The organism is Sphingomonas montanisoli (assembly GCF_008274695.1).
Lineage (GTDB): Bacteria > Pseudomonadota > Alphaproteobacteria > Sphingomonadales > Sphingomonadaceae > Rhizorhabdus > Rhizorhabdus montanisoli.
Map to the genome: position 1 here is coordinate 79,028 of NZ_VTOU01000002.1, position 15,814 is coordinate 94,841.

Consider the following 15,814-nt stretch of genomic DNA (forward strand, 5'->3'; position numbering starts at 1 on the left):
GGTGTGGCCCGCCCGTTCATATCACTCCGCCGCAACCACCTCGGCGTCCGTGTCGGACAGCGGGTGTTCCAGCCGGCTGATCATCTCCTTGGGGCAGACCTGCCAGATCTTGCCACGCCAGCGATCCCAGTCGTCGAGCACCGAATGCGCCCACTTGCTGTCGGTCATCACCGCATGTTCGGCGATCAGCGCCTTGGCGCGCTGTTCCCAATAATGCGATGCGAAGCGCTGCCAGATGATGTTTTCGGGGTTGGCGTGCGTCGGGAAGCTGGCGTCTTCGTCGAGGACGAACGCCATGCCGCCGGTCATGCCCGCGCCGAAATTCTCGCCGACCTTGCCCAGGATGACTGCCGTGCCCCCGGTCATATATTCGCAGCCATTCGCGCCGCAGCCCTCGACCACCACGGTCGCGCCTGAGTTGCGCACCGCGAAGCGCTCGCCCGCCTGGCCCGCCGCGAACAGCTTGCCGCTGGTCGCGCCGTACAGGACGGTGTTGCCGATGATCGTGTTGTTCTTGGTCTCGAGCGGGCTCGACACCATCGGGCGCACGGTGATGATCGCGCCCGACAGCCCCTTGCCGACATAGTCGTTGGCGTCGCCGAACACTTCGAGGGTCATGCCCTTCACGCCGAACGCGCCGAGCGACTGGCCCGCGGAACCGCGCAGGCGGATGTGGACATGGCCGTCGGCCAGCGTCGACATGCCGAAGCGCTGCGTGATCTCGGCGGAGAAGCGCGTGCCGACCGCGCGGTGCGTGTTGCGCACCGTATAGGTCAGCTGCATCTTCTCGCGCCGGTCGAACACGGCGCGCGCATCGTCGATCATCTGCGCGTCGAGGCTGTCGGGGACTTCGTTGCGGAAGCCCTCGATGTTGAAGCGACGCTTCGATTCGGGCGCGTCGACCTTGGCCAGGATCGGGTTGAGATCGAGATCGTCGAGATGCTCGGCACCGCGGCTCACCTGACGCAGCAATTCGGTGCGACCGATCACCTCGTCCAGGCTGCGCACGCCCAGCTTGGCCAGGATCTCGCGCACTTCCTCGGCGATGAAGGTCATCAGGTTGATGACCTTTTCGGGCGTGCCGACGAACTTCTGCCGCAGCTTGTCATCCTGCGTGCAAACGCCGACCGGGCAGGTGTTCGAATGGCACTGGCGCACCATGATGCAGCCCATCGCCACCAGCGAAAGCGTGCCGATGCCGAACTCCTCTGCGCCCAGGATCGCGGCGATCACGATGTCGCGCCCGGTCTTGAGCCCGCCGTCGGTGCGCAGCTTCACCCGGTGGCGAAGCCCGTTGAGCGTCAGCACCTGGTTGGTCTCGGTCAGCCCCATTTCCCACGGGGTGCCGGCATATTTGATCGACGTCTGGGGCGATGCGCCGGTGCCGCCGACATGGCCGGACACCAGGATCACGTCGGCATGCGCCTTGGCGACGCCCGCCGCGACCGTGCCGATGCCCGCCGAGCTGACGAGCTTGACGCAGACCCGCGCGCGCGGATTGATCTGCTTCAGATCGTAGATCAGCTGCGCCAGATCCTCGATCGAGTAGATGTCGTGGTGTGGCGGAGGTGAGATCAGCATCACGCCTGGCGTCGAATGGCGCAGCTTGGCGATCATCTCGGTCACCTTGAAGCCGGGCAGCTGCCCGCCTTCGCCCGGCTTGGCGCCCTGCGCGACCTTGATCTCCAGTTCCTCGGCAGCGCCCAGATATTCGGCGGTCACGCCGAAGCGGCCCGACGCGATCTGCTTGATGACCGAGTTGGCGTTGTCGCCATTGTCGTAGGGCGTGTAGCGCGACTTGTCCTCGCCGCCCTCGCCCGACACCGCCTTGGCGCCGATCCGGTTCATCGCGATGGCCAGCGTCTCGTGCGCCTCTGGGCTGAGCGCGCCCAGCGACATGCCCGGCGTCACGAAGCGCTTGCGGATTTCGGTGATCGCCTCGACCGAGTCGATCGGGATCCCCTCGCGCGCCCAGTTGAACTCGAGCAGATCGCGCAGATAGACCGGCGGCAGATCGCGCACGCCGCGCGAAAACTGCAGATAGGTCGAATAGCTGTCGGTCGAGCAGGACGACTGCAGCAGATGCATCAGCTGCGCCGAATAGGCATGCGCCTCGCCGCCGTTGCGCTGGCGGTAGAAGCCGCCGACCGGCAGGTTGACGACGACGTCGTCATGCGCCGCCTCGTGCCGCAGCATCGCCGAGAGCTGGAGCGAGTTGTAGCCTTCGCCCGAAATCTTGGCAGGCATGCCGGGGAACAGATCGTTCACCAGCGCACGGCTGAGGCCGACCGCTTCGAAATTGTAACCGCCGCGATAGCTGGAGATCACCGCGATCCCCATCTTCGACATGATCTTGAGCAGGCCATCGTCGATCGCCTTGCGATGGCGCTTGAGCGCGTCGGCGATGCTGATGTCGCCGAACAGGCCGCGCGCATGGCGATCCGCGATCGCCGCTTCGCTCAGATAGGCGTTCACCGTCGTCGCGCCGACGCCGATCAGCACCGCATAATAATGCGTGTCGAGACATTCGGCCGATCGCACGTTGACCGACGCATAAGAGCGCAGCCCCTTGCGGACGAGGTGGGTGTGTACGGCGGCTGCCGCCAGCACCATCGCGATGGCGACCCGGTTCGGACCGACATGCTCGTCGGTCAGGAAGATTTCGGTCTTGCCCTCGCGCACCGCGATCTCGGCCTCGGTGCGCACGCGGGCGATCGCGTTGCGCAGGCCGTCCGGCCCGCCGTCGGCGTCATAGGTGCAGTCGATCTCGGCCGCCTGCGCGCCGAAATGGTTCTTCAGCGTGTGCCAGTCGCGGCAGTGGAGCACCGGGCTTTCCAGCACCAGCACGTCGGTCTGCGCCGCTTCGCTGTCGAGGATGTTGGCGAGGTTGCCGAACCGCGTCTTGAGCGACATCACGCGCGTTTCGCGTAAGGAGTCGATCGGCGGGTTGGTCACCTGGCTGAAATTCTGGCGGAAGAAATGGCTGACGAGGCGCGGCTTGTCGCTGATGACGGCCAGCGGCGCGTCGTCGCCCATCGATCCGATCGCTTCCTTCGCGTCTTCGACCTGCGGGGACAGGATCAGTTCCATGTCCTCCATCGTCTGGCCGGCGGAGACCTGACGACGCAGCAGTTCGGCACGCTCCCAGCGCGGGATCATGTCCTCATCGGGTGCCGGCAGGTCGGCGAGGGTGCGGAAATCCTTCACCCATTCGCCATAGGGCGCCTCGCCCGCAATCTGCGCCTTGATCTCGGCGTCGGTGTAGAGCTTGCCCTCTTCCAGATCGATCGCGATCATCTGGCCGGGGCCCATACGGCCCTTCGACACGATCGTCGTCTCGGGGACGACGACCATGCCGGTCTCCGAACCCACGATCAGCAGATTGTCGGCGGTGCGCGTGGTGCGCAGCGGGCGCAGCGCGTTGCGGTCGACGCCCGCCACGACCCAGCGGCCGTCGGTCATCGCCAGCGCGGCGGGGCCGTCCCACGGCTCCATCACCGATCCGAAATAGCTGTACATGTCCATGACGGGCTGGGGCAGGTCGGTGCTGCCCTGCCACGCTTCGGGGACGAGCATCAGCTTGGCGGTCGGCGCGTCGCGCCCCGAACGGCAGATCGCCTCGAACACCGCGTCGAGCGCTGCGGTATCGGAAGCGCCGGCGGGGATCAGCGGCTTGATCTCTTCGGAATGCTCGCCGAACGCCAGCGAGGCCATCTTGATCTCGTGGCTCTTCATCCAGTTCTTGTTGCCGCGGATCGTGTTGATCTCGCCATTGTGCGCCAAGGTCCGGAACGGCTGCGCCAGCCACCATTGCGGGAAGGTGTTGGTCGAATAACGCTGGTGGAAGATCGCGACGCGGCTGACGAAGCGCTGGTCCTTCAGGTCGGGATAGAAGACCGACAGCTCTTCGGCCAGGAACAGGCCCTTGTAGATGATCGAACGCGCGCTGAGCGAGCAGATGTAGAAGCCCTGGATCTGGGCCTCGATCACCTTGCGCTCGATACGGCGGCGGATCAGGTACAGGTTCTTTTCGAATTCGGCTTCGGACATTTCGTCGGGCATCGGCCCGGCGATCATGATCTGCTCGATTTCGGGGCGCGTGCTCTGCGCCTTCTCGCCGATCACGGAGACGTCGACGGGCACCTGGCGCCAGCCATAGATGGTGTAGCCGAAATCGATGATCTCGCTCTCGACGATCGTGCGGCACGTCTCCTGCGCACCCAGATCGGTGCGCGGCAGGAAGATCATGCCGACGGCCAGGCGGTTCGGGCGCGGCTTGTGCCCGGCATATTCGATCGCGTCGTCGAAGAAGCGGACGGGCAGGTCGACATGAATGCCTGCACCATCGCCGGTCTTGCCGTCTGCGTCGACAGCGCCGCGATGCCACACCGCCTTCAGCGCATCGATCGCCGCCGCCACCACGCGGCGCGACGGCTTGCCGTCAGTCGCCGCGACCAGGCCAACGCCGCAGGCGTCGCCCTCGAACTCGGGACGATACATGCCTTCGCGGGCGAGCCGCTCATGCTCGGGGGTGATGTAGGTCTGCTGTTCGGTCTCGGTCATCTGCGGACCCTCACTTCTTGGTCTTGTCGAGCCCGGCGATCTCCGCCTGGAACTCTTTCATCAGGTCGGGCATGCGCCCCATGCTCGCCGTCATGGTCGCGCGTTGCGCTTCCAGCACGGCGGGATCGGCCATGATCTGCGGCATCTTCGCCATGAACGCACGGCCTGTCGGCGTCGCGTAGAAGGCGTTCACCTCGTTCAGCTGCGCGACCGTGAACTGGCGTGCATAAGCGATCGCCATCGCGTCGAACATCTGGGGCATGCTGGTGCGCACGCTGCCCATCGCTTCGTCGATCACGCGGTTCATGAAACGATCGACGATCGGCTGAACGCGCGGATCCTCGCTGACCATCTGGGCCAGACGGCTGTCCTTGGTCATCGATTCGCGCATGTTGGCGATCATGGGCGTGATCGTCGATGTCATCATCGCGTCGCGCTGGGCAGGGGGCATGATCTGGTCGATCAACGCCCGCGACGCCGCGAGCCGCGCAGGATCAACCGGCGCAACAGCAGCGGCAGCGGCCGGTGCCTGTGCTGCCACGGGCGCCGCCAGCAGCATGCCCGCCGCCATGACGATCGTGCGGATCATGCCGCAACCTTCTCGGCGTTCGCTGCCTTGGCCTTCGCCCTGAGGAAGGCGTGCATGCGGTCCGCCACGTCTCGGCCGTCGCGGATCGCCCACACGACCAGCGAGGCACCGCGCACGATGTCGCCGGCGGCGAACACGCCCTCGACGCTGGTCTGCATCGTCTTGTGGTCGACGCGCAGCGTGCCCCAGCGGGTAACCGACAGATCGGGCGCGCCGAACATGTGCGGCAGTTCCTCGGGGTCGAAGCCCAGCGCCTTGATCACCAGATCGGCGTCGAGGCGGAATTCGCTGCCCGGATCGGGTTCCGGCGCGCGGCGGCCGCTCGCGTCGGGCGCGCCGAGGCGCATCTTGATCGCGCGCACGCCGCTGACCGCATCGGTCCCGTCAAACGCCTCGGGGGCGGAGAGCCAGACGAACTCGACGCCCTCTTCCTCGGCATTCTTGGTCTCGCGCTGCGAACCCGGCATATTGGCCTTGTCGCGACGGTAAAGGCACTTCACCGACGTCGCGCCCTGGCGGATCGCGGTGCGGACGCAGTCCATCGCGGTGTCGCCGCCGCCGATCACGACGACATTCTTGCCTTCGGCGTTAAGCGCGCCATCGTCATAAGCCGGTACGGCGTCGCCGAAGCCCTTGCGGTTCGACGCGATCAGATAGTCGAGCGCATCGACCACGCCCGGCGCGCCGACGCCCGGCGCCTTGATCGCGCGCGGCTTATAGACGCCGGTGGCGATCAGCAGCGCATCGTGGCGACCGCGCAGTTCCTCGAGTGTGGCATCACGGCCGACCTCGAAGCTCTGGTGAAAGACGATCCCCGCATCGATGAGGCGCTGGACGCGGCGCATCACCACGTCCTTCTCCAGCTTGAAGCCCGGAATGCCGTAGGTCAGCAGGCCGCCCGCGCGATCGTGCCGGTCATAGACGTGCACGTCATAGCCGCGCGCACGCATGAGCTCGGCCGTCGTCAGCCCCGCGGGCCCCGCGCCGATCACGCCGACCGACTGGCCCCTGGCGGGGCCGACGCGCACTGGCTCGACCCAGCCCTGCTCCCAGGCGGTGTCGGTGATGTACTTTTCGACCGACCCGATCGTCACCGCGCCGTGGCCGGAAAACTCGATCACGCAATTGCCTTCGCACAGCCGGTCCTGCGGGCAGATGCGGCCGCAGATCTCGGGCATGGTCGACGTCGCGTTCGACAGTTCATAGGCTTCGCGCAGCCGTCCCTCGGTCGTCAGGCGCAGCCAGTCGGGAATATGGTTGTGCAGCGGGCAGTGGGTCGAACAATAAGGCACGCCGCACTGCGAACAGCGCGAAGCCTGCTCGCCCGCTGAGCTGTCGTCGTAACGCGCGCTGATTTCGGCGAAGTCGCCGGTCCGATCGGATGCGTCGCGTTTGGCTGGATAATCCTGCCCCCGCACGACGAACTTCAACATCGGTTCATTGGCCATGACGCTGCTCCCTCATGGCGCGCCCATTCTCATAGGAATCGGGCGAAGTCACGCGCAATCCGCGCAATGAGTAAGCTTTGCTGACCTATTATCTGGGGAGAACTGCCCAGTTGTGAATCATTCGCGACAAGGCGTTGGGATAATGCGTCCGTTTCGGCCCTTACCGGCTGACAAGCCAGACCAGCGCCAGCGCGCCCACGACGATACGATACCAGGCGAACGGCGCAAAGCCGCGCTTCGTGACGACGCCCAGGAACCAGCGTATCACAACGATCGCGACGACGAAGCTGATGACGAAGCCCAGCGCAATGTCGGTGATCTGATCCCCGCCCAGCTGATGCCGCGCCTTCCACAGCGCCAGCGTGGTCGCGCCCAGCATCGTCGGGATCGCCAGGAAGAAGCTGTATTCGGCCGCCGTCTTGCGCTCGACGCCCAGCAGAAGCGCGCCCATGATCGTCGCGCCCGATCGGCTGACGCCCGGGATCATCGATATGCACTGGACGAAGCCGATGCCCAAAGCGGTGCGCCAGCCCATCGCCTCGACGCTCTCGGTCGTGATGCGCTTCGCCATCCGCTCGATCACCAGCATCGCGATACCGCCCACCAGCAGCGCGACCGCGACCACGATCGGCTGGTTGAGCAGCGCCTTGATCGCCGAATAGGCGACCGCCCCGATCACCGCCGACGGCAGGAAGCCGAGCAGCACGTTACGGGTGAAATGGATCGCTTCGGGATCGCGCCGCCCCAGCCCCGCCAGCACCGACGCGAAGCGCGCGCGATAGACGACGAGCACCGACAGGATCGCGCCCAGCTGGATCACGATGTCGAACGTCTCGCTGCCTTCGGGCACCTTCACCAGCTCGCCGGCCAGGATCAGGTGGCCGGTGGACGAGACGGGGATGAACTCGGTCAGTCCCTCGACGATGCCGAGGAACAGGATGACGAGGAAGGGCATGGGGCCTACGCCGCCGGCTTGGCGCGCGCCGGGGCGAAGCGGCCCCGCGGCTTGAACTGGACGAGCCAGGCCGGCGCCACCGCGTCCATCGGCGTCGGCTTGATCCCGAACGCGGCGAAACCGTCGCCGGTCGCGACATTGTCGTTCTGCAGCATCAGCCACTGGTCGCGCGTGATCGGCACGCCGGGCAGGAAGCTGGCGATGCTCGCGATAGCGCCGCCGATCGCGTCGGGCACCGGTACGAAGGTCGGCTCACGCCCGGTCTCGCGCGCGATGAAGTCCTGCAGGCCCTGCATCGTGATCTGCTCGGGCCCGCCCAGCTCGAAGGCCTGGCTGGCGTAGCGCGCGGGATCGAGCGCCGCGGCTGCGATCGCGCGGGCGACGTCGGCCACCCATGCCGGCTGGAACTTCACGTCGCCGCGCAGCACCGGCACGAACGGCATCGCCTGCATGGCGGCGAAGCGGTTCACGAAATCGTCCTCCTGCCCGAACAGGATCGATGGGCGGATGATCGTGGCGGCGGGGAAGGCGGCCTTTACAGCTGCCTCGCCTTCACCCTTGGTGCGGCCATAGGCCGAAGCGGCCTCGGGATCGGCGCCGATCGCCGAGACATGAACCAGCGCGGTCGCACCCGTATCGGCCGCCGCCTGCGCGATATTCGCCGCGCCCTGGACGTGGATGCGCTTGAAGTCGCCGGAAAGGATGCCGACCAGGTTCACCACCGAATCGCTGCCCGCCACTGCGCGGGCGACGTTATCTGCCTTGGTGATGTCGGCCGCGACGAACTGGGTCTGGCCCAAGCCGCCCAACGGCTTGATCGCCAGCGCTTTGCGCGGATCCCGTTCCACGACGCGCACCCGCGCGCCTGCCTTCAACAGCTCCTGTGCCACATAGCGGCCCAGAAAACCGCCTCCGCCGAACAGCGTGACCAACCGGCTCATTGTCGCAAACCTCATGGATATTGTCGCCGCACGCATTGCCCGCGACGGAAGCTGTTGACAAGGCGCAACCGCCGCCACTATCAGCCGCGCTCCGCTCCGGATGCCCAGGTGGTGGAATTGGTAGACGCGCTGGCTTCAGGTGCCAGTGACCGCAAGGTCGTGAAGGTTCGAGTCCTTTCCTGGGCACCATCGGCACATTCGCCGACATCCGCTGACGATTGAAAAATTCCCGACAATAAAGGATAGATCGCGGCGCGGTGTCCGCGATTGTGTGCTGTCATTCGTCGCCAGTCGCGACGCGGTGGGGGCCTTTTTGGGGGCATGTCGCGAAAAGGCCCCCAACTTCAGGCGACTAATCGCGAAAAAGGCCCCCAAATGGCGCTTAAGGACACCCTGATCAATGCCGCCAAGCCTTTGGAAAAGGATTGGAAATTGCTCGACGAGAAGGGCCTCAGAAGAAGATTTAGTGGTGTCTGTGTGTGCCGGCCGATGTCCCCTGGTTGTTACGCAACACGATGATAGCCTCCAGCGCGAGCAAGACCAGGAGCGCGGCCGAGAATGTTAGAAGCACGGCACGGGCGCTCGGAAAAGCCTCGCGGGCAGCCGCAACGACGTTCGCTTTCTCGGGATAGGCCGTGACAGAATAGCGGCTTCACCGATGGACCCAATTGCCGTCGGAGGCGGCATTTGGCGCGCGCGTTGTCAGTTCCAGGTCGCCATAGCCGGCCGCACCGCGGTGATCGCACGGATTTTCGCCGCCACCATTGGCGTGAAGCCATAATGGTAGCGCCGCCGGCGCTCTGCCGGGTGGGGGTAGATCGTGTCGACGACACTGACACCGCAGTGATACGTCGTCGCCCACAGGCCTTTAGTGCTTGCTCAGTGCGCGCCACCGTCTTTGATCCTGGTAATCTCCTCGAACGCTGTCAGGACGATGCTGTCGAGTTCGCCAATCACATCTGTGAGCCGCGCGCGATCGTCGGTTAAGCCAGTGCCGGTATTCTCGCTCGCCGCGCCCGGCGCCGTCTTCGCGATCCGATCCAGGAAGCAATTGTGCTGCACGTCCAGCAGTCGATTGGCCTAAGTCCAAATTCGGTCGAGCAAAAACGTGAGCGGGTCGTCGACCGCGCCGGCGCCCTGTGCTCCTCGATCAGAACTTGCTCGCGCGAGATGGCATAGTCCTGTTCGCGTTCGCGCATTTGCCGCCGCTGGGCGCGCTCATCGCCCCCCGTCGATTGCCGTGGAAGCGCACATGCTGAAGCGCGCACTCAATCCGGGCCAGTCTGAACAGCTTGCCGAGATGGCGATATGGGTTCGACGCTCGTCAGGCGAGGGGGCCAGGTATCCGGTTCCACCACGAGCCGCCCAACGTCGCGCCGGGCGATCATTGCTCATGCCAAGGATCTGCACATGTCGCGATATTGATAGGCGGGCGGCTTCACTTGGCGATGGGCTAGGCCATGACCGCGATGGATTAGCGCAACGTCCCTAGACAGCCCAATTTTAAATGTTATATCTATAGGACAAATGTAGGTATTTGGCATGTTTGAAATTGATATTTTGGTAAGCGAAGTTGGTCCGCGTGATGGGCTGCAGAGCGTGGACTCGATCATGCCGCTGGCTGCCAAAAAAGCCTGGATTGATGCTGAGGCGCGTGCCGGTGTGCGCGAGATCGAGGTGGGGAGCTTTGTACCCGCAAAGCTTCTGCCTCAGCTCGCCGATACCGCGGAGCTTGTCGCGCATGCAAAAACCATCCCTGGCCTCACGGTGGCAGTGCTCGTGCCCAATGCGCGTGGCGCCGAGGCAGCGATCGCGGCCGGTGCGGACAAGTTGACCTTGCCCTTATCGGTCTCGGAAACCCACAGTCTCGCCAATCTGCGTCGCACGCATGATCAGGTGCTGAACGAGGCGCACGTGATCGCCGATATGATCAAGGCGCTTCCCCCAGGGCAGCGGCCGCATTTCGAGGGCAGTCTTTCGACCGTCTTCGGCTGCACGCTCGAAGGAGCGATCCCCGATGCGCAGATCGCCCGGCTCGCTGAAGGGCTGATGGCCGCCGGCTGTGACGAGGTCGGCCTGTCGGATACGACCGGCTATGCCAACCCGGCTGCGGTCCGCCACCTGATCAAGCTGGTGCGCGGGGTCGTGGGTGAGAAGGCGCTCACCGGCATCCATCTGCACAACACCCGGGGTCTTGGGCTCGCCAACGTGCTGGCCGCGCTCGAAGGCGGGCTGACCACGCTCGATTCCTCGCTGGGCGGGATCGGCGGATGTCCCTTCGCGCCGGGCGCCAGCGGCAATATCGTGACCGAGGATCTGGTGTTCATGCTCGAGGCGATGGGCCTGCGCACCGGCATCGATATCGACGCATTGCTCGCAGTGCGGTCAATCGTCGAAAAAGCGCTGCCAGGCGAGCAGCTCTACGGCTTTCTTCCCGATGCGGGTGTTCCGCTCGGTTTCACGCAGGCAGCACCCACCAAGGAAGTGGCATGACGATCATCGGCACGAAGATGGTATCGGACGGCAAGACGGCCAGGCAGCTGTTCGAGGAGTTGATGGCCAATCCGGGCCGCAACAAGTTCGGCTTCGGGTCGAAGCTCGCGATCGTCAATGTCGACTTCCAGAACGCTTATACGCGCGTCGACGAGTTCAAGACCGCTTACGAGACCGATCCGCGGCAGATCGAATATACCAACACCATCTCCGCGCTTGCCCGCGCGAAGGGGATGCCGGTGATCTGGACCCACGTCGGTTATATGGACAATGCCGCCGATGCGGGCGTGTGGGGCACGCGCACCGACACGCCGGATTCGCTCCAGAACATCAAGATCCCCAGCCGCCGGCACGAGTTCGACGATCGCTGCGAGATCGATCGCGCGGTCGATGCGATCTACGCCAAGCGTATGCCGTCGGCCTTCTTCGAAACCCCGCTCGCCTCCTATCTGGTCTGGCACAAGGTCGACACCGTTGTGGTGACGGGCGGATCGACATCGGGTTGCGTGCGCGCGACGGCGGTCGACGCGCTCAGCCATGGCTATCGCACGATCGTTCCGATCGAGACCTGCGCCGACAAGCATGAGAGCTACCATTACGCCAACCTCACCGACCTCCAGATCAAGTATGCTGATGTCGAGCCTGTGCAGGTGGTGATCGACTGGCTGGAGGCACGCTGATGCAGGAGGGCGCAGCCGATCCGGGGCTCTATCCGTTCCGTCCTTACCGCAACCGGCCGAAGATCGAATGGCCGAACGGCAAGACGGTTGCGGTGTGGGTGTCGCCGAACCTCGAATTCTACGAACTCGATCCGCCTGCCAATCCGCATCGCAAGAGTTGGACGAAGCCACACCCCGACGTCGTCGGTTACGGCCACCGCGACTATGCCAATCGCGCGGGCCACTGGCGAATGGCCGACGCGATGACCAAATATGGCTTCCCCGGCTCGGTCAGCCTGTCGGTCGCCCTGTGCAACCACATCCCCGAAGTGGTCGAGGACGCCAATGCCCGTGGCTGGGAGTTCTTCAGTCATGGCATCTACAACACCCGCTACAGCTACGGCATGGACGAGGCGCAGGAACGCGCGATCATCGAGGATTCGATCAGGACGGTCCGCGACGCCACGGGCCAGACGATCAAGGGCTGGCTCGCGCCCGCGTTGACGCACACGCCACGCACGCTCGATCTGCTGGCCGAATATGGTTTCGACTATACCTGCGATCTCTATCATGATGATCAGCCGGGTGACGTGAACGTCGCGAGCGGTCGGCTGATCTCGATGCCCTACAGCCTTGAGGTCAACGACCATTACGGCTTCTTCGTCTATAACATGTCGCCGCGCGAATATGCCGATACCCTGATCCGCCAATATGAGCGGCTGGCGGCAGAGGGATCTGCGTCGGGCACGGTGATGTGCATCCCGCTCCACTCCTATCTGATCGGTCAGCCGCACCGGATCGGGCCATTTGAGGAAGTTCTGCGTCATATCGCCGCCGACGGCCGCGCATGGATCACGCGGTCGGGCGACATCGCCGATCATTATATGCGCAGCTTCGTCAAGGAGGTGGCGGCATGAGCCTCGACCCTGCCTATCTCCAATATGCCCGCCGCCGCTACGGAATGGATCACGATCTCTATCCGTGGTCGAACCTGTTCGAACGGGCAGCGCCCGATCTGTGCGGGCGCCGCGTCGGGGTGGTCATCGTTGTCAACGTGGAATGGTTTCCGATCACGCCAGCGGACAAGCCGTTTCGCGCCCCGGGTCATATGCAGACGACCTATCCTGACTATCGGCACTATACGTCGCGCGAATATGGCACGCGCGTCGGTCTCTATCGTTTTCTCGATGCCTTTGCCGCCCGCGGAATTAGGGCGAGTTTCGCGGTCAATGCCGCCATTGCCGAACGCTATCCCGCGCTTGTCGCCGATATCGTCGCTGGCGGTCATGAGGTCGTCGCCCATTCGACTGACATGAACGGCACGATCGCGACCGGGGTGCCCGAGGATGAGGAGCGCGCGTTGATCGCCGCCTCGCTCGATACGCTGGAGAAGATCGTCGGCAAACGCCCGCGCGGCTGGATGTCCATCGCGCGGTCGCAGAGCTGGAACACGCCACGGCTGCTCGCCGAGGCGGGACTGGGCTATATGTGCGACTGGGTGAACGACGATCTGCCGGTGCGCTTTGCCACCGCGGCGGGCTCGATCGTCAACGTGCCCGTCAACCACGAGCTGTCCGATCGCCAGATCATCACCGTGCAGCAGCAGTCGGCCGACAGTTACGTCCAGCAGATGCAGGATGCGACCATGGTGTTCGAGCGCGAGGCGGCGCGCTTCGGCGCGCGGATGCTGGCCCTAAACGTGACCCCTTACATCATGGGACTGCCCTATCGGATCGCCGCGTTCGAACGGCTGCTCGATTGGCTGGTGGCACGCGACGAAGTCGGCTTCCTCACCACTGGCGAGGTTGCAGATGCGACCAGCGACTAGACACTCACTTCGGGTTCCAGCGTGCTGGTTTGCAGGTCAACGCTGACTTGGTAGCGGTCGGCGCGATAGAAGGCGCGTGTCAAAAGCAGTGGCGCACCGTCCTCGTCGTGATAGGCGCGCGTAATCTTGAGCAACGGCATCATAGGCTCGATTTTGAGCGACGCCGCCATCGCCGGGTCGGCCGACACCGCAGCAATCGTCTGCTTGGCCTTGTCGATGCGGCGCCCCGTTTGCTGGATCAAGGTCAGCAGCGGCGAATCTTTGAGGTTCCGTTCCGTCACGATGTCCTCGAACTCTTCGAGAAGATGCGCGATCGTGCAGCCGAGAGGCTCCCGATCGAGCCAGCGCAAACGGGTGGCCCGCACCAAAGGGGTTCCGACCGCCACACCCATCAGCGACACGATCGGATCAATCGCTCGCTCCTTGCGTATGTCGATGACGGTCACCTTGGTGTTGCGTCCGAACATCACCAGAGAGTCGACCGCCTTGGCGATATTCGCCTCGATCGGCCGGACAGGCAGGTTATAAATGACCTGCGTGCCGACCCGGCGTTTGCGTGCGACGAAATTCTGTCCTGCCAATTCGTCAAGCGCACGGCGCGCCGTGATACGCGAAACACCGAAATTGTTCGACAGCTCCTGTTCGGTGGGAACCAGCGTTCCAAATGCCCGCGCACCGGATACGATTTCGTCGCGCAACTGCATGTAAATCTGATGGTAAAGCGGGACAGCCGTATTGCGGTCGATGCTGAAAGCTTCTTGGCCGCCATCGAACATATCTGCTCCCCTGTCTCTCATCATTGTCGGCTGGCGCAAAAGCCTGCTTACCGCCGCATACATAGGCGACTCCGCGTGCGCTGTGAAGTTGCACGATCCGCGATCCGTGCCGTCAAAAGATATATAGTTATAACAATTATCTTGTGCCGATCGAGAGCGCAGGTGATAGTCGCTCAATCTTTTTTCTGCGGGGGCAAATAAATGGCGGCAACGCACGGCGAAACCCAAACAACCCACGGTACGGACCTGATCGGCTGGACGCCGATGCAGTTCCTCGTCGTTGCGTTATGCACGCTGATCAATGCGCTGGACGGCATGGATGTGCTGATCATGTCGTTCGTCGCGCCGACGATGTCGACGGACTGGAATCTGGACACCGGAACGCTTGGCATCATCTTTTCGGTCGGCCTGGCCGGCATGATGGCGGGGTGCGTGCTGATCGCACCGTTGGCGGATAGTTTTGGACGGCGACCCGTCATTCTCGCCGCACTCACCATGCTCACTTTAGGCACTTTGGGGACGGGTCTTGTCGGATCATTAGGTGCCTTTATCGCCTTCCGCACTATGACCGGGATCGGCATAGGAACACTGCTAGCCAGCATCGCCGCGCTCGTCAGCGAATATGCTCCGGCCGGCAAGCGCAGTCTCGCGATCGGCGCGTTCCAGGCCGGCTATCCTCTGGGAGCGGTCTTTACGGGCCTGTTTGCCATCTGGGCAATTCCGGCCTTCGGTTGGCAAACCACCCTGCTTTTTGCCGGCTTGGCGAGCGCGTTGGTATTGCCTGTGGCATTCATCTGGCTGCCGGAATCGATCAACTATCTCGAAAATCGCCAGCCGCCAAACGCGCTGAATCGCATCAACGCCTTGCGGATGCGCCTTTCGCTGCCGCCTCGCTCCGAATTGCCTGCGCAAAGGGAGCGCGGAAGTCTGCCGAAGATCGGTAACCTGTTCGCGGGCGGTTTATGGCGATCGACCCTGCTGCTGTGGGTTTCGTCTTTCGCGTCTTTCGCGGTGCTCTACTTCGTGACGAGCTGGATCCCAAAGCTGTCGATCGAAGCGGGGTTGGATGCCAACAAGGCGCTGTGGGCCGGATCCATCTTCAACCTCGGTGGGTTGGTGGGCGCATCGAGCATCGGATGGCTCGCCACGCGATTCGATATCGGAAAGCTGATCCGCATCTACATGATGGTCGGTGGCGCACTGCTCGTCCTGTTCGCTGCACCAATGCCTTTGCCAGCCGTGCTCCTGATCGCCGCGCTCCTGGGGCTCACGGTGCAGGGTGGCTTTAGCGGATATTATTCGCTCGCCGCGCAGATGTATCCACCGTCGGTACGCAGTTCGGGCATCGGCTGGGCGATCGGTATCGGTCGTGGTGGCTCGGTGATCGGCCCACTTGCGGGCGGTTTCCTGCTCGCCACCGATGTGCCGCTATGGGCAGTATTCCTCTGCTTCGCTGCGCCGCTCGTGTTCGCGGGGGTGCTCGCATCGCTGGTGCGCCATCGCGGAGATCTCACCTGAACGAGGGTGTTAAGTCATATTTGTATAACAATTGACTTGCGCCC

11 protein-coding genes and 1 tRNA gene are annotated in these 15,814 nt (G+C 63.9%); 6 read left to right on the top strand and 6 right to left on the bottom strand.

Translation table 11 applies throughout. From position 1 onward, the window contains the following. Positions 1–21: 21 nt before the first annotated feature. The 5 genes from gltB to FYJ91_RS06155 all read right to left on the bottom strand — a co-directional run bounded on the left by gltB (position 22) and on the right by FYJ91_RS06155 (position 8,496). Positions 22–4,563, bottom strand: coding sequence for a glutamate synthase large subunit (gltB, locus tag FYJ91_RS06135; RefSeq protein WP_149521423.1), 4,542 nt, complete (start codon positions 4,561–4,563; stop codon positions 22–24). A 10-nt stretch (positions 4,564–4,573) separates the two neighbouring features. Then, positions 4,574–5,152 (bottom strand): DUF2059 domain-containing protein, encoded by a 579-nt coding sequence (locus FYJ91_RS06140; protein ID WP_149521424.1) that lies wholly within the window; start codon positions 5,150–5,152, stop codon positions 4,574–4,576. Then, complete coding sequence (locus FYJ91_RS06145; protein ID WP_149521425.1) at positions 5,149–6,600, bottom strand: NAD(P)-dependent oxidoreductase; 1,452 nt, start codon at positions 6,598–6,600, stop codon at positions 5,149–5,151. The genes FYJ91_RS06140 and FYJ91_RS06145 overlap by 4 nt, the downstream gene beginning before the upstream one ends. Positions 6,601–6,760: 160 nt before the next feature. Further along, on the bottom strand, positions 6,761–7,555 hold the full coding sequence (locus tag FYJ91_RS06150; protein ID WP_149521426.1) for an undecaprenyl-diphosphate phosphatase: 795 nt from the start codon (positions 7,553–7,555) through the stop codon (positions 6,761–6,763). A 5-nt stretch (positions 7,556–7,560) separates the two neighbouring features. Continuing rightward, on the bottom strand, positions 7,561–8,496 hold the full coding sequence (locus tag FYJ91_RS06155; RefSeq protein WP_149521427.1) for a sugar nucleotide-binding protein: 936 nt from the start codon (positions 8,494–8,496) through the stop codon (positions 7,561–7,563). Positions 8,497–8,598: 102 nt separating this feature from the next. Between FYJ91_RS06155 and FYJ91_RS06160 the strand changes: the two genes are divergently transcribed. The 5 genes from FYJ91_RS06160 to FYJ91_RS06180 all read left to right on the top strand — a co-directional run bounded on the left by FYJ91_RS06160 (position 8,599) and on the right by FYJ91_RS06180 (position 13,476). Beyond that, positions 8,599–8,685, top strand: a tRNA-Leu gene (locus FYJ91_RS06160). 1,353 nt (positions 8,686–10,038) lie between these two features. Further along, positions 10,039–10,989: a hydroxymethylglutaryl-CoA lyase gene (locus FYJ91_RS06165; RefSeq protein ID WP_149521428.1), complete on the top strand. Its 951-nt coding sequence runs from the start codon at positions 10,039–10,041 to the stop codon at positions 10,987–10,989. Then, complete coding sequence (locus FYJ91_RS06170) at positions 10,986–11,669, top strand: isochorismatase family protein (RefSeq protein WP_149521429.1); 684 nt, start codon at positions 10,986–10,988, stop codon at positions 11,667–11,669. The genes FYJ91_RS06165 and FYJ91_RS06170 overlap by 4 nt, the downstream gene beginning before the upstream one ends. Further along, the gene (locus FYJ91_RS06175) at positions 11,669–12,565 is read left to right on the top strand and encodes a polysaccharide deacetylase family protein (protein WP_149521430.1); all 897 of its coding nucleotides are present in this window, start codon (positions 11,669–11,671) and stop codon (positions 12,563–12,565) included. Before FYJ91_RS06170 ends, FYJ91_RS06175 begins: the two co-directional genes overlap by 1 nt. After that, positions 12,562–13,476, top strand: coding sequence for a polysaccharide deacetylase family protein (locus FYJ91_RS06180; protein WP_149521431.1), 915 nt, complete (start codon positions 12,562–12,564; stop codon positions 13,474–13,476). Before FYJ91_RS06175 ends, FYJ91_RS06180 begins: the two co-directional genes overlap by 4 nt. On the opposite strand, the gene FYJ91_RS06185 is transcribed toward FYJ91_RS06180, so the two are convergent. Further along, positions 13,473–14,252 (bottom strand): GntR family transcriptional regulator, encoded by a 780-nt coding sequence (locus FYJ91_RS06185; RefSeq protein ID WP_181008380.1) that lies wholly within the window; start codon positions 14,250–14,252, stop codon positions 13,473–13,475. The genes FYJ91_RS06180 and FYJ91_RS06185 overlap by 4 nt on opposite strands. Positions 14,253–14,453: 201 nt before the next feature. Here FYJ91_RS06185 and FYJ91_RS06190 point away from each other — a divergent pair, with 201 nt between their 5' ends. Beyond that, a complete protein-coding gene (locus FYJ91_RS06190) occupies positions 14,454–15,770 on the top strand; it encodes an MFS transporter (RefSeq protein ID WP_149521433.1) in 1,317 nt (438 codons plus the stop codon). Positions 15,771–15,814: the final 44 nt, after the last annotated feature.

Coding starts and splice junctions, on each gene's coding strand:
- gltB (WP_149521423.1), bottom strand. CDS start 4,563: ATGACCGAGACCGAACAGCAGACCTACATCACCCCCGAGCATGAGCGG.
- FYJ91_RS06140 (WP_149521424.1), bottom strand. CDS start 5,152: ATGATCCGCACGATCGTCATGGCGGCGGGCATGCTGCTGGCGGCGCCC.
- FYJ91_RS06145 (WP_149521425.1), bottom strand. CDS start 6,600: ATGGCCAATGAACCGATGTTGAAGTTCGTCGTGCGGGGGCAGGATTAT.
- FYJ91_RS06150 (WP_149521426.1), bottom strand. CDS start 7,555: ATGCCCTTCCTCGTCATCCTGTTCCTCGGCATCGTCGAGGGACTGACC.
- FYJ91_RS06155 (WP_149521427.1), bottom strand. CDS start 8,496: ATGAGCCGGTTGGTCACGCTGTTCGGCGGAGGCGGTTTTCTGGGCCGC.
- FYJ91_RS06165 (WP_149521428.1), top strand. CDS start 10,039: ATGTTTGAAATTGATATTTTGGTAAGCGAAGTTGGTCCGCGTGATGGG.
- FYJ91_RS06170 (WP_149521429.1), top strand. CDS start 10,986: ATGACGATCATCGGCACGAAGATGGTATCGGACGGCAAGACGGCCAGG.
- FYJ91_RS06175 (WP_149521430.1), top strand. CDS start 11,669: ATGCAGGAGGGCGCAGCCGATCCGGGGCTCTATCCGTTCCGTCCTTAC.
- FYJ91_RS06180 (WP_149521431.1), top strand. CDS start 12,562: ATGAGCCTCGACCCTGCCTATCTCCAATATGCCCGCCGCCGCTACGGA.
- FYJ91_RS06185 (WP_181008380.1), bottom strand. CDS start 14,252: ATGTTCGATGGCGGCCAAGAAGCTTTCAGCATCGACCGCAATACGGCT.
- FYJ91_RS06190 (WP_149521433.1), top strand. CDS start 14,454: ATGGCGGCAACGCACGGCGAAACCCAAACAACCCACGGTACGGACCTG.